We start from the raw sequence: 15,095 nt of genomic DNA, 5'->3' as shown, positions 1-15,095 counted from the left end.
GATGAAACTTTCCATCAAAAATAATGAGACAGGCGTCTTTGCGATTGGTGGATTAGGTGAAATCGGGAAAAATACGTATGGGGTACAATTCCAAGATGAAATCATTATCATCGACGCTGGAATCAAGTTTCCAGAAGATGAACTGCTTGGCATTGACTACGTCATTCCTGATTACAACTATATCGTACAAAACATACACAAAATCAAAGCTTTAGTGATCACTCATGGACACGAAGACCATATTGGTGGGATACCTTACTTATTAAAGCAAGCAAATATCCCGATCTACGCTGGCCCTCTAGCTTTAGCTTTGATCACAAATAAACTGGACGAACATGGCTTACTTCGTGACGCTGTGCTAAATGAAATCAATGAAGACACTGTGATCCGTTTCAGAAAAACATCCGTCAGCTTTTTCCGAACGACCCATAGTATTCCGGATGCTTTAGGTGTGGTTGTCAAAACACCTTCTGGTAACATCGTGGCTACTGGAGATTTCAAGTTCGATTTTACACCTGTAGGAGAACCAGCAAATTTGCATAAAATGGCTCGTATCGGAGAAGAAGGCGTTCTTTGCCTCCTTTCAGATAGTACCAATGCAGAGATTCCAACGTTTACGAAATCAGAAAAAACGATTGGCCTTTCTATTTTGAAAATATTTGAGAAAATCGAAGGTCGGATCATTTTTGCCAGCTTTGCTTCTAATATCTTCCGTCTACAACAAGCAGCGGAAGCCGCTGTAGCAACGGGTAGAAAAATTGCTGTTTTCGGGCGTAGTATGGAAAATGCGATCGTCAACGGACAACGTCTCGGCTACATCAAAGTGCCTGACGGTACCTTTGTCGATGCGCATGAAATCAATCGTTTGCCTGCAAATGAAACAATGATCCTATGTACAGGTTCGCAAGGTGAACCAATGGCTGCATTGAGCCGCATTGCGAATGGTACCCACCGTCAAATCCAAATCCAACCAGATGATACAGTGATTTTTTCTAGCTCACCGATCCCAGGGAATACAACAAGTGTGAACCATTTGATCAACTTGTTGTCTGAAGCTGGCGCTGAAGTGATCCATGGAAAAATCAATAATATCCATACATCTGGCCACGGTGGTCAAGAAGAACAAAAATTGATGCTTCGCTTGATGAAGCCAAAATATTTTGTACCGGTGCATGGTGAGTTTCGGATGTTGAAGATCCATGCCTCTCTTGCACAAGACACAGGTGTACCAGCTGAGAATTGTTTTATCATGGAAAACGGTGATGTATTAGCATTAACAAGTGATTCTGCTCGTTTAGCTGGAAAATTCGTCGCTGGCGATGTCTATATCGATGGCAGTGGAATCGGTGATATCGGTAATGTTGTTTTACGAGATCGTCATTTACTTTCAGAAGAAGGACTCGTTCTTGCAGTGACAACTGTCGATATCAAGAAAAAAGAGATTCTAGCTGGACCAGATATCCTTTCTCGTGGCTTCGTCTATATGCGTGAATCAGGGGATATGATCAATGAAGCACAACGTATTTTGTTCCACGCATTGCGTGATGTGCTAAATGCCCCCGACTGTTCGGAGCATAAATTAAAAGAAGCGATGGTCGGTGCATTACAACCTTACTTGTTCGATCGTACAGAAAGGCATCCAATGATCATCCCTATGGTGATGACACCGGATCAAAACTAACTTAAAACCGAGGTTGCGACATAAGTGTTCAACCTCGATAAACAAGGCGCCATCCACGAAAATTGTTCTTCAATTTTTTGTGGATGGCGCCTTGTTTATCGAAGAGGTTCTTCTGTTACCGCCGTTTATTCGGTTTTAGGTGGTGAGAACTAATGTCCTACTCGCGGTTTTTTATAAAAAAAAGTGAGACCCACAAAAATGTGAAAGAACAATTTTTGTGGGTCTCGTCTTATTTTTCGAGGGAAACACGTTGGTTTCGACCTCTGTCATCAATTATTTGGTTCGCTCCATGACAAAGCAAGCCTCATAACAGTATATTTTCGTATAGATTACGCTTTTTCAACGTTTGTAGCTTGTGGGCCACGATCTGAATCTTCTACGTCAAAAGTAACTGCTTGACCTTCTTCTAATGTTTTGAATCCGTCACCTTGGATTGCTGAAAAATGTACGAATACGTCGCTTCCATCTTCACGTGAGATAAAACCAAATCCTTTTTCAGCGTTGAACCATTTAACTGTTCCGTTTTCCATTAATAATACCCTCCTCGTGCCAAAGCACTTATTTGATTGTAACATTGCTCGTGTACGATAGAGGTGCAACAGATGTTTCAACTTCTATTCCCAAACAAAATTACATTATAATTGTACACTTGGTTGTTTTTTTTTGCAAGAAAGCTACATCATTCTTTTTCCATTAATCCTTCTTCACGTAAACTAAAGTATTGTTTGCTGCCAATAATCAGATGGTCAAGAACTTCGATCCCCATCATCTCTCCACATTCCTGGATGCGTCGTGTCAATCGCATGTCTTGCTTGGATGGAAGAACGTTGCCGCTAGGATGATTATGAGCAAGGACAAGCCGTGCTGCTGAATAGCGGACTGCGTAATGGAACACTTCACGTGGATGCGCGATCGTCTGATCCAATGACCCGATGAATAAGGTTTTCTTTAGTAAGATTTGATTTTTGGTATCGAGATAGATGCAAACTAAATGTTCTTGTTTTTGATCTTTTAGTTCTAGGATCAATTCTTTTGCCAATTCATAACTCGCATGGACAGTCGTTGTTTGACGCAACTGATCGACTTGTATCCGTCGCCCCAGCTCGATCAATGCTTTGATCTCTAAGGCTTTGACCCGACCAATCCCACGAACCGCTTCTAATTCTGCTAGTGTTGCTTGTCTCAAGAGCGCTAAACCACCAAATTTCTTCAATAACGTACCCGCAACTTCTAATACGTTATATGGATGCTGACCAGTCCGAAGCAAAATGGCTAAAAGCTCTTGATCTGATAACGCACCCTCTCCATAAGTCTCCATCCTCTCCCTTGGTAGAGACGTGGCGGGTACTGTTTGAAGCAAATTTTTTTCCATAAAAAACCTCCTTTCCCGTGCGCTCAAAATAAGATACGAAAAAGGAGGATATTTATTTTATTTTTATTTGATCAATGCCGGAACTTCATGAAGTGAAGAAACAATCGCTGTTGTCTTAGCGGCTAATTCATCAGAAGGCGCTAGTAAATCTGGCACCATGATTACTGGGATTCCTGCACCATACGCCGCTAGTACCCCATTTTGTGAATCTTCTAATATCAATGTCTCCGCTTTTTCAGTACCTAATAACGCCTGGGCATGTAAAAAGATTTCTGGATCTGGTTTTGCACGTTTGACATTTTCAGCTGAGACGATCATATCAAAACGATGACGTAGATTATTTTTTTCTAGCAACAGTTCAATGACATGTCGCTGATTACTTGATGCGACTACTTTTGGGATATCTTTTTCTTCCAAAAAGTTCAAGAATTCTAAAACACCTGGTTTTAATTTAACTTGACCTAAAGCAAAACGATCAAGCGTTTCTTGATAGGAATCGTCGATAAATTTTTGGACAGTTTCTCGACCAAAGTTTGCAAAAATAGTATGGTAGTTCGCCCAAACTTCTTCATCAGAAACGCCTAAAAATCGCAAGTAAAGATCTTTGTCATAGGGAAACCCCATCCGATCGGCTACTGTTTGGGATGCCTCATAATAAACGATCTCTGTATCAAATAATAAGCCATCCATATCAAAAATCACTGCATTAACTTTCATTTTTTCCTCCCAACTGTACAAGCAAACGTCGCACTTCCGAAATAAAATAGAGTGAACCTGTCACTACAAGAACATCCTCAGCCGTCATCTTCTCCAAGATCTCTGCAAGCCCAAATTGCCACATTGAAACAATCGTAACTTTCTCATCACTCGTTGCTTGGATATCCGACAGCTCAATGGCTTTAGGATAATCAAAAGTAGTGACGTAGATTGTTGCATCTGGTACTTCTTGTAATTGGTGTAACATTTTATCAACCTCTTTTGTTCGTAAAGCAGAGAACAAAAGATGGATATGATAGCCTTTGAATTCTTGTTTAAGATTTTGGACTAAACGTGCCATCGCATGGGTATTATGCGCCCCATCTAAAATCACTAAGGGTTCTTCACTTAATCGTTCCATACGTCCTGGCCATTGCGCCTTTTTCAAGCCATTGATCACGTCTTTTTCACGGAATGGAAGATTCATCATTCCACAATAGATTTGATACATTTCAATCGCCATACCAGCATTTTCAACTTGATGTTTCCCGATCATATGGATCGTCAACTTAGGGATTTTGCCAAATTCATTTTGGAATGAAAAAATTTCGCCCCACTCTTCTGCCGGATGTTTGTAACTGACTGTGTAAGCCTCTCCCCATGCGTGTTGTGTAGCATTTTTTAATTTTGCTTGTTTTTCGATCACTGCCAAGGCTTCAGGTACGATATTTCCAGTGACCAGTGGCACATTTTGCTTGATGATCCCTGCTTTTTGAGCAGCGATTTCTTCGATCGTGTCGCCCAAAATATCTGTATGATCCATACCAATCGTTGTGATACCCGTCAACAAAGGTTTCGCTACGTTTGTTGAGTCGAGTAAACCACCTAATCCCACTTCAATGATCGCGACGTCCACTTGTTCTTCCAAGAAATAATCAAATGCCATAGCAGTCAACGTTTCAAATTCGGTAATACCAGCTACTGCTTCAAATTGATCCATCTGCTCAACTAGCGGTTGATATTTCTTTACTAGTCGAATCAATGATTCATCAGGAATGCCTTGTCCATTGATCGAAATGCGCTCATTGAAGTATTCGATATATGGGGAAGTAAATGTTCCGACTGTCAAGCCGGCTTCTTCTAATAAATATCTTAAATAAGTCACTGTTGAACCTTTGCCATTCGTCCCTGCAATATGGATCGTTTTGACTTTTTCTTCTGGGTGTCCGACTACCTCTAATAAGGCCTCTACTCTGTCTAATCCAGGACGTGAGCCAAATGGTAATCGGCTATGGATCCAATTGATTGCTTCTTCGATTTTCACGTTACTATCCCCCCATTCCTCTTCATTATAACAAAAAAGCTTACGTAGGAAACAATGAAATCCAGAAGAGCTCTTTTTACTTAAAAAAGAGAGGCAACTTCCGTCACCTCTCCCTTTCGTTTTATTTGATTGATTTTAATTGCGCAATACGTTCATTGACAGCTGCTTGTTTTTCTGAATAATCTTTTTCTTTTGCACGCTCTGCTTCAACTACATCATCCGGTGCATTCGATACAAAACGCTCATTACTTAATTTTCCTTGTACACGTTTCACTTCGCCTGTCCATTTTGCTAGTTCTTTTTCTAAACGTTGGATTTCTTCTTCAATGTTGATCAGCCCTTCTAAAGGTAAGAAGATTTCCGCGCCAGTCAAGACCGCTGACATTGCTAGATCCGGTGCAGTTACGTCACTTGAGATCGTCAACTCTTCTGGATTACAGAAGCGCTCGATATAGCTAGTGTTTTCATTTAAGAATTGATCGATCTTCGGATCATTTGTTTTGATCAGTAACGTGATTGGTTTTGATAATGGTGTATTCACTTCAGAACGGATATTACGTACAGAACGAATCAATTCTTTCAGTACTTCCATCCCTTTTGAAGCAGCTTCATCATCGTATTCCGGTTGCACGACTGGATAATCAGCCACTACTAAAGATGTTCCTTTATGAGGGATGTGTTGCCAGATTTCTTCTGTAACAAATGGCATGATCGGATGCAATAAGCGTAAGATCTGATCCAACGTATGGACAAGAATACTACGGTTCGTTTGTTTCGCTACTTCGTCCTCACCGTAAAGTGTTTCTTTACTCATCTCGATGTACCAGTCACAGAAATCATCCCAGATAAAGTTATACAATTGGCGACCAGCCTCACCAAATTCAAATTGTTCAAATAAGTCAGTCACTTTAGCGATTGTTTCATTCAAACGTGTCAAAATCCAACGATCGGCTACAGTCTTCTCACCCGAAAGATCAATATCTTCTACGGTCATCCCTTCAACATTCATGATAACGAAACGAGATGCGTTCCAGATTTTATTGATGAAGTTCCAAGAAGCATCCATTTTTTCGTAACTAAAACGTACGTCTTGTCCTGGTGCTGAACCATTAGATAAGAACCAGCGTAACGCATCAGCACCATATTTTTCAATGACTTCCATTGGGTCGATCCCATTTCCAAGAGATTTACTCATCTTGCGTCCTTGTTCATCACGAATCAATCCATGGATCAGTACATTCTCAAATGGACGACGTTCTGTAAATTCCAAGCTTTGGAAAATCATTCGGCTTACCCAGAAAAAGATGATATCATAGCCTGTTACTAATGTACTTGTTGGGAAGTAACGTTGGTAATCTTCATTGTCTTCGTCAGGCCAGCCCATTGTTGAAAAAGGCCATAGCGCTGAACTGAACCAAGTATCCAACACATCGGGATCTTGTAACCAGTTTTCACTGTCTGCTGGTGCTTCCATGCCCACGTACATTTCACCAGTTTCCTTATGATACCACGCAGGGATCTGATGTCCCCACCATAGTTGACGTGAGATTACCCAGTCATGAACATTTTCCATCCAGCGTAAGAAGGTTTGGTTGAAACGTGGTGGGAAAAACTCAACTGCATCATCAGTTTCTTGATTTTGGATCGCCTTTTCAGCTAAAGGTGCCATTTTTACAAACCATTGTGTTGATAAACGAGGTTCAACAACTACCCCTGTACGCTCAGAATGGCCTACATTGTGGATCATCGTTTCGATCTTGATCAGACGACCAAGTTCTTTTAGATCCGCAACGATCGCTTTACGTGCTGCAAAACGGTCCATTCCTTGATACTTACCTGCTAATTCATTCATCGTGCCATCTTCATTCATGACATTCACTCGTGGGAGGTCATGACGGTTACCGACTTCAAAGTCATTTGGGTCATGTGCGGGCGTGATTTTTACAACCCCTGTTCCAAATTCCATGTCGACATATTCATCTGCTATGATCGGTATTTCTTTATTCACTAGTGGTAAAATGACTTTCTTACCAATCAATGCTTGGTAACGCTCATCTTCTGGGTGAACAGCGATTGCCGTATCACCAAGCATCGTTTCTGGACGGGTCGTTGCGATTTCCACCACACCTGAACCATCAGCCAATTCATAGCTCATATGATAAAAGGCACCTTCGATTTCTTTGTGGATCACTTCGATATCAGAAAGAGCTGTGCGTGCTTGTGGGTCCCAATTGATGATGTATTCGCCACGATAGATCAACTCTTTTTCGTATAGGCTAACGAATACTTTACGAACAGCTTCAGACAAGCCATCATCTAAGGTGAAGCGTTCACGGCTATAATCCAAAGATAAACCCATTTTTGCCCATTGTTCACGGATATGACCGGCATATTCTTCTTTCCATTCCCATACTTGATCAATAAATTTTTCGCGACCTAGATCATAACGAGAAACACCTTGCTCACGTAATTTTTCTTCTACTTTTGCTTGTGTTGCGATCCCTGCATGATCCATCCCTGGTAACCATAACGTATCATAGCCTTGCATTCTTTTTTGACGAATCAACATATCTTGCAATGTTGTATCCCAAGCATGACCTAAATGGAGTTTACCAGTCACATTGGGAGGTGGGATAACGATTGAATAAGGTTTTGCTTTTTTGTCGCCACTAGGTTTGAACAAATCTTCGTCTAACCAGTTTTGATAACGCCCCGCTTCAACTTCTTGCGGATTATACTTTGTCGATAGATTCTTTTCTTCCGTCATACTGTCTTCCTCCTTTGAAATAAAAAAAAAGCCCTAAATACTTTCGTATTTAGGACGTATAAATTACGCGGTACCACCTAATTTGTAATAGTTGCCTATTACCTCTCAAAGTGAGTTAACGATCACTACTCGTTCATCTCTACTCGATTCAAGACAAAAACTCCCAAGCTACCTTCACTAGCTTTCGTTAAGAACGTTCCACCATTCGTTCTCTCTCTCTAAACGTCGGACTAGTTACTCCTCTTGATCAACATCTTGACTCATTTTACAATGGTTAGTAGCCAAAGTCAATAAAAGCTCTTGATGAATCGCTGTTCGATTCACATAAAAACGCCACTTTTGCACGATCTTCCCACTTAGTTTTTACTTGGAAGGAAAGACTTGCGAATAATTTTCATCAAAATAGATCAACGTCTGTAGTTCAGTTGTCAGATCGATGTATTGCATATGGACATGTGGCGGAACGTTGACACGATCTGGTGCAAAGTTCAAGATCGCAGTAATGCCTCCTTTGACGATTTCGTCGATGGCTGCTTGTGAATACTTACTTGGCACAGTTGATATCGCCACTTTGATTCCTTCTTTTTCAACGATTTCACTAAAGCGATCCATAGGATAAACCATCACACCTTCGATTTCTTTTCCGACGATGGCTGGATCATTGTCAAATACACAAACAATATTCAAATTTGCATTTCTTCTGAAATTGTTGTGTTTCAATGCTTTTCCTAAATTCCCAAAACCAACTAAAGCGATTCTTTTTTCTTCCTCTGTGTTCAAAATTCGATCAAATACTTCAATCAAATAGGGAACATCGTACCCATAACCGCTTCGTCCTAATTCTCCTAAATGAGAAAAATCTCTGCGGATCGTGGCAGAAGGTACTTGTGTAATCTCACTAAATTCATTTGATTTGATTCGTTGAACACCAGAATCATTCAACATATTTAAATAGCGCAAATATAAAGGCAACCGTTTCGCTGTTGCTTTGGGTAACGTTTCTGATTTTTCTCGCATATCGTTTCTCCTTGTTAATCATTTCACATAATTTTAGTTTAGCATGGAACAAGGAACCTCGCAATAGGAGGAAACTTAACTCCATGAAAAACAAGAAAAATAAGGTACCATCCACAAAATTTGACATACAATTTTCGTGGATGGCGCCTTATTTCTCGAGGCTAAACAATTGTCTCGTCCTCTTTCACGTGTCTACTTCTTGAGTCTGGATCTTTTATTACGAATGATCGACTCGTACAAGAAGTACAAGTTCCTTCGTTTAAAGTAAATCAGAAAATTCTTCTACTTGTTCTTTTGCTGTTTCTGTGTGGATCGTTTCGATCTTTAAGCCTGCCAAAGCACGTTCGATCATCCCATCGATATCCAAACGTTCTTCGTATTGATGCACTTTTTCTAGTCGTGGACGAGTCTTAGGCTGTGGCGGTGCAAAAATCGTGCAGCAGTCTTCAAATGGTTGAATGGACAAATCAAACGTATCGATTTGTTCAGCCACTTCGATGATCTCTAATTTATCCATCGTCGCTACAGGACGAATGATCGGTGTATTCGTGACCTCATTGATTGCCACCATACTTTGGAGTGTTTGGGAAGCCACCTGTCCTAATGATTCACCATTTAAAATCACTAGTCCATGACGAATACGGCGGATCTCATCTGTCAAACGAAGCATCATCCGACGTGTGATCGTCATCCAGTAGCCTTGGGGCACCACTCGTTTGATCTCTTCTTGCACTTCTGTAAACGGTACTTCGATAAATTCGATTTTACCAACATAGGGTGTCAGCTTCACTGTTAAGTCTTTCGCTTTTTGCAAGGCTTGTTCACTCGTGTAAGGTGGACTAGCAAAGTGGACAGCTTCAATTTCTACCCCACGTTTCATGGCATAATAACCGGCAACTGGAGAATCGATCCCTCCAGAAAGCATCAACATACCTTTTCCGCTTGTACCGACAGGCAGACCGCCAGCTCCTTTGATCGTTTCATAGGAAAGATAAGCCCCATCGCGGCGGATTTCCACACGCAACGCAATATCTGGCTTTCTCATTTGTACTTGGATATCCGGAAAAACATCGATGACTGCATTTCCTAATGCTTGGTTTAGTTCATTGCTGTCCAATTCAAAGCTATGATCACTACGTTTTGCAATGATCTTGAATGTTTCTTTTCCTGTATAGATTTCTTGCATGATTTCCTGAACCGCTTGTTTTAAACTTTGTACTTCTTTTTCTACTCGTACGCTAGGTGAAAAGTTTTGGATCCCAAATATCTTCGCTAACTTAGGGATAACTATGTCTCCGTCTACACCATTCAACAGTAGATGCATCCGATCACGCTCTGCGTGGATCTTGATTTCAGGAAAATCGCTCAATGCCTGTCTGACATTTTGTGCCAACTGCATAATAAAACTTCGACGATTTTTTCCTTTTGTTGAAAGTTCACCATAGCGAACCATGATTTCACTGTACTTCACAAAAACACTCCTCTGTTTCTTAATTGATGACTGAAAATTTCTTGTACAACTGTTTAAAGATGATCATGAATTGTTCGACTTCTGCCATCGTATTGCTTTCATCTAAGCTGACGCGAATCGCTGAAGTAGCTAAATCATTGGGTACTTGCATCGCATGCAGCGTACTACTTGCCATGTGCTTTCTAGAAGAACAAGCGCTTGTCGTAGAGACAAATATTTGTTTTTCTTCTAATGCATGGACCAATACCTCACCACGAATACCTTTTAATGAAAAGCACAAAATATGGGGTGCGTAATCTTCACCTTCAGAAAAAATCGTTACTTTATCATACGTATGTAAAGCTTCAATCAATGCTTGTTTAAGATAGGCAGTTTGGTTTGGTTTTTGTGCTTTAATATCTAGAGATAAACGCAGCGCTTTTGCCATCGCGACGATCCCCGGCACATTCTCTGTTCCACTCCGTTGATTTTTCTCTTGTCCGCCTCCAGTGAACAGCGGTGCTAAACGTCGGCCTTTTTTCCAATAAACAAAACCAACACCACGAGGCCCGTGGAATTTATGGGCAGAAAAAGTGGCAAAATCCACACGTTCTGTCAACCATTCCTCTAAAGGAACTTTACCAATCGCTTGTACCGCATCCACATGGAAATGGATTTTAGGAAAATCATTTAAAAAACTACTGATTTCTTTGATTGGTTGAATCGCACCTACTTCATTATTCACTGCCATAACGGAAACCAAAATCGTTTCTTTACGTACTAATTTTTTCAACTCATCTACGCGGACGATCCCTCTTTTATCGACAGGAGCAATACTCACTTCGATACCGAGTTTTTTTAACTGCTCAGCTGTTTCACTGACAGCAGGATGTTCAACGCCTGATATGATCATGTGGTTACCGTAACCTAGTTTTTCAAGCATCGTTCCTTTAAGCACCCAGTTATTTCCTTCTGTTCCACCTGACGTGAAATACACTTCTTCAGGAGACACAGCAATCAGTTCAGCGATTTGTTTTCTCGCTTGTTGTAGCAGACGGTTCGCCTGATTGCCTAAATCGTGTAGACTTGATGGATTCCCGATGATCCGTTGACTTGTTTTGACATACGTATCCAAACTTTGCGGATAGATCGGTGTTGTCGCACTATTATCGAAATATATCATATTTAAACCTTCTTTTTTTGAAATTCTTACCTATTATAACGGTTGTCCCTTGTGCTTTCAAGTGGCGTTTTCTCCGAGTTGGACTCTATAAAAAATCGCTCGAATCAATGTATTCCCTGCCCAACAGTTACTCATCAATGACTTCCAAAAAAAGACAACACTCGGCACTTGCCTGTGTTGTCTTTTTTGATCGCAGGATTATACTAAATCAGGATGATTGAAGTAAAAATCTTCGATTCGTTTGAATGCACCTGGTTCTGTGCGCTCTAATGCTGTGCCGATCTCATCCAAAGCCTCTTGATAGTGATATTCTTTATTGAATAAGTAATAACTCTTTTCAATGGCTTCTTTCACTTCTTCATGTGTGTGACGGTAACGGTTCGCATATTGCAACATTTGTTCGGTTAATGCTGCTGCATCCACTAGATCGTGGGTTTTCTTATCGAGTAACTCTAGATCTTCTTCACATAATGCTACAAGACGTTCGACCTCATCCATGTTGACTCTGATTTTATTCAACACAGTACTCAATTCTTCGATACGTTCTGTTGCCACAAAGAAAAACTCTAGATAATCATTTGGCAAACCTGGTAAACGTTGTTTTTCAACAAACCGTTTAAGACTGCGCAATTTAAATTCGAATGTGTCGATTTTTTCTTGCGCTTCTTTTTCACCTTTTCTTAGTTCGTGTAAAGAATCGCTGATTTCAACCTGTTGGTTTTCAATATCTTCTAATACTTTGAAGACTTTCTTATAGAACGTTCTTACTTCTGAGTAAGGCACTTCATGTTGTTGTAACTGTGGTTTGATTTGTTCGTTTTGACGTTCGATTTCTTCCACTTCTGTTTGGAAACCACGTACACGCCCGATTTCGTTATGGTTCAATGTATAACTTTGAGCGGTATGATCTAATTCGATCAATAATTGACGATTGTTTTTCGTCGCATGTTTGATATATTGTTCGATCGTTGCTTGATTTTTAGTCACAAATACTTGTGCTTCCATCTCACGTTCTAAAATATCGTATAATACATCGATCAGATTAGCCGTTTCACGATTTTCAAATTCAACAGTTTCAACTTCCGTTTTCTCAATATTGATCAACGAACGTTCGATTCGACGATTGATCGTTTCGATATCGCCAGACAGGCTTTCTTCTGGAAAAACATACTCCTCTTTGATTAAGCGGTCATAGGTCTCTTGAATCTCTTCCACTTGCGCCGGGAAAGTCGTATTCAAATCTTCAAATAATGGCGGGATTTTTTTCATTAACGTATCCACTTCATACGTGTGTTTTTCCGCTTTATCCAGCACTTCACGGGCTTCAACTGGATCACCTGAAGTATTTAACGTAACAAATTGTGTAAACTCATTTTCAATCGTTTTCACTTGCTTTTGTAACTCAGGTAAAGCTGGACCGTATTGCTGTTCTTCTTCTCGGATCGTTGCTTTTAGTTCCTCATAAACGTCTAAAGCTTGTTGAACAGCTAAGGAATTACGTTCTTCTGTTTCACGCAATTCTTTTAAGCCGTCACGAATCTCCGCAACTTCTTTTTCCATTTGGTTCATGGTTGCTTCGGCTTCTTCTACTGCTTTTTTCCCTTTTAAGAATCTAAAGCTCTCGTTGAGATTTTCAACTTCAAAGATCTGACTTTCTAACTCGGCAAATGATGAGGTAGAGATGTCATTCCATTTTTGACTCCATTCACGAAAGGTATTTTGGCTTTGCCCCACTAGATGCATTTTTTTGACATCGTCAACTTCTTCAATCACAGGCAAGTCGAATAATTCTTCCTTGCGTTTTTCTAAGACGTCCAATCGATCTTGGTTTTTTTTCTTCATTACGTAACTAACCAAAAAAGCCAGAATGGCGACTATAATGATTGCAATGACGATCCCGATGATAACATTATTTCCCATTTAAGGTTCCTCCGTTTTCAATATGCATCTACTGTCTCTATTTGTTTGTGATCAGACGAATCTGATTTGCATAACATTGTAAATACGTCTTTCGTGCAAAAAGACATCTATTTTATATTATAACATACTATGTTCAGTCATACACTACCTACATAAAAAATCTTTTTTGCTATCTTTCTACCAACTAAAATGAGAAGACCTTATCAAAGACTCGTTGAAGAATTTTCTTCGGCAAACTTTACTCGCTCTGCCTTCTTCATTTGTTCATTGATTTCCTTTGCGATCCTTTCTTCAGGTGCATAATCCTTTTGCCAATTGTCTGGCTTCAATACTTTGTTTGTAATAGGATCGTAGTGAGGTTTTCCATCTGGAAACAGTTTTCCCATATTCGCTTGATGGACAATATCAAAAATCCTCGTAGGATCAACGCCCAGCAAAGAAAAAGAGCCATACGTAAAATAAAGCAAATCAGTCAGCGCATCTACTTGCTCAACGAGACTTTCCTCTCCCCAATTTTGTTTTGTGAGAATCTTTTTTTCTGCTTGATCAAGTGCATCATGCAAATATTGGACGGAATCATGCAATTTTTTTGCATCACCGTCACTGGCTGCTGCCACAAATTCAACTAACTCTTCGATTTTAAAACCCGCTCGGTCATCGGCATGTTTTTTTGTAAATGCAGTGGGTCGCTCTGGTATTCTTGGATCGAACGTCCGATGGAATCGTTCTACTTTTTGATAAGGTGTTTCTGGCTCCATAACGATTTTAGTCCTCCTAACTGACACACATTCAATCAACTATCCCAAAATGCTTCAAACCTATATAAATACCATCCGCTTCATTCGAAGCCGTGACAAAATCAGCTTGCTGCTTCACACCAGTTGGCGCATTGCCCATTGCAACACCAATTCCAACTCCTTTTAGCATTTCAACATCATTGTAATGATCGCCAAACGCCATGATTTCGGACAATGCAATTCCTTTATTTGTCGCAAATTGTTGGATTCCTAACAATTTGGACCCTCCTTTAGGAATAATATCGACCGTATAAGGATTGGAACGTTGGAACGAACACTCTGGGAATCGTTGGTCAAGCTTTTCTTGCTCAGATGTTTGGCTCAATAAAATACATTGATAAATCGGCTCGTTTAAGATCGCTAATGTTTCATATCGTTTTCGTTGCCGATGGGGACTGAACACTTGCAAGATTTTTTTCAATAGACGTACAGGGAATTTTTTGGGTAAGTGATTGACGATTTTTTTGATGATGATCGATTGTCCTAGCATCATTGTCGTTGAACCATCTAGTTGATCTCGCCCACCAAAAATGATTTGTCGGTGATGGGCATCCGAAAAGTGGACGATATCCGCTAATACTGTTTTATCAAAAGGATGGTCGACGATCGTTTGATCACGGTCAAAGACTAATTGACCATTATAGACGACGAACATGTCTAGTTCAAGTTCATCGATCACTTCTTTGATTCTTACAGGGCTGCGCCCAGTGGCAACACCGCATAATATGCCCTTTTTTTGTAGTTGATCAATCGCATATTTAGTTGAAGCCAACGCTTTTGCTTGGTTGTTGACTAATGTGCCATCGATATCAAAAAAAACTGCTTTGATCATGTCGTTCCATCACCTCTTCCGATTATTATTTAGTAAAAATTTCTAGTTGAACAGTT

The 15,095-nt window shown here is 40.2% G+C and carries 12 protein-coding genes and 1 other annotated feature; of the genes, 1 reads left to right on the top strand and 11 read right to left on the bottom strand.

What is annotated here, in order from left to right; translation table 11 throughout:
- Position 1: 1 nt before the first annotated feature.
- Positions 2–1,681, top strand: coding sequence for a ribonuclease J1 (gene rnjA / locus IGJ95_RS03880; RefSeq protein WP_010736075.1), 1,680 nt, complete (start codon positions 2–4; stop codon positions 1,679–1,681).
- 329 nt (positions 1,682–2,010) lie between these two features.
- Here the strand turns inward: rnjA and IGJ95_RS03875 are convergent, their stop codons facing one another.
- From IGJ95_RS03875 to IGJ95_RS03825, 11 genes are all read right to left on the bottom strand, one after another.
- Positions 2,011–2,211, bottom strand: coding sequence for a cold-shock protein (locus IGJ95_RS03875; RefSeq protein WP_010736076.1), 201 nt, complete (start codon positions 2,209–2,211; stop codon positions 2,011–2,013).
- A gap of 149 nt (positions 2,212–2,360) precedes the next feature.
- Positions 2,361–3,053, bottom strand: a complete 693-nt coding sequence (gene radC / locus IGJ95_RS03870) for a RadC family protein (RefSeq protein ID WP_194180139.1) — start codon at positions 3,051–3,053, stop codon at positions 2,361–2,363.
- A gap of 63 nt (positions 3,054–3,116) precedes the next feature.
- A complete protein-coding gene (locus IGJ95_RS03865) occupies positions 3,117–3,770 on the bottom strand; it encodes an HAD family hydrolase (protein ID WP_062805560.1) in 654 nt (217 codons plus the stop codon).
- The gene (locus tag IGJ95_RS03860; RefSeq protein WP_194180138.1) at positions 3,760–5,073 is read right to left on the bottom strand and encodes a bifunctional folylpolyglutamate synthase/dihydrofolate synthase; all 1,314 of its coding nucleotides are present in this window, start codon (positions 5,071–5,073) and stop codon (positions 3,760–3,762) included. The genes IGJ95_RS03865 and IGJ95_RS03860 overlap by 11 nt, the downstream gene beginning before the upstream one ends.
- 121 nt (positions 5,074–5,194) lie before the next feature.
- Positions 5,195–7,840, bottom strand: coding sequence for a valine--tRNA ligase (locus IGJ95_RS03855; protein WP_023519258.1), 2,646 nt, complete (start codon positions 7,838–7,840; stop codon positions 5,195–5,197).
- Between the two features lie 47 nt (positions 7,841–7,887).
- Positions 7,888–8,100, bottom strand: a binding site (T-box leader).
- A gap of 103 nt (positions 8,101–8,203) precedes the next feature.
- A complete protein-coding gene (locus tag IGJ95_RS03850; protein ID WP_010736081.1) occupies positions 8,204–8,857 on the bottom strand; it encodes a redox-sensing transcriptional repressor Rex in 654 nt (217 codons plus the stop codon).
- Positions 8,858–9,116: 259 nt separating this feature from the next.
- A complete protein-coding gene (gene thiI, locus IGJ95_RS03845; RefSeq protein ID WP_010736082.1) occupies positions 9,117–10,328 on the bottom strand; it encodes a tRNA uracil 4-sulfurtransferase ThiI in 1,212 nt (403 codons plus the stop codon).
- Between the two features lie 19 nt (positions 10,329–10,347).
- Complete coding sequence (locus IGJ95_RS03840) at positions 10,348–11,490, bottom strand: cysteine desulfurase family protein (protein WP_010736083.1); 1,143 nt, start codon at positions 11,488–11,490, stop codon at positions 10,348–10,350.
- 198 nt (positions 11,491–11,688) lie between these two features.
- The gene (locus IGJ95_RS03835) at positions 11,689–13,410 is read right to left on the bottom strand and encodes a septation ring formation regulator EzrA (protein WP_438761476.1); all 1,722 of its coding nucleotides are present in this window, start codon (positions 13,408–13,410) and stop codon (positions 11,689–11,691) included.
- A gap of 203 nt (positions 13,411–13,613) precedes the next feature.
- On the bottom strand, positions 13,614–14,168 hold the full coding sequence (locus IGJ95_RS03830) for a cof family protein (RefSeq protein WP_010736085.1): 555 nt from the start codon (positions 14,166–14,168) through the stop codon (positions 13,614–13,616).
- A 31-nt stretch (positions 14,169–14,199) separates the two neighbouring features.
- A complete protein-coding gene (locus IGJ95_RS03825) occupies positions 14,200–15,039 on the bottom strand; it encodes a Cof-type HAD-IIB family hydrolase (protein ID WP_010736086.1) in 840 nt (279 codons plus the stop codon).
- Positions 15,040–15,095 lie beyond the last annotated feature (56 nt).

The sequence above is a fragment of the Enterococcus sp. AZ156 genome (genome assembly GCF_051714165.1).
In the GTDB taxonomy this organism is placed as follows: domain Bacteria; phylum Bacillota; class Bacilli; order Lactobacillales; family Enterococcaceae; genus Enterococcus_B; species Enterococcus_B pernyi.
This window is presented reverse-complemented; position numbering and strand designations above follow the sequence as displayed.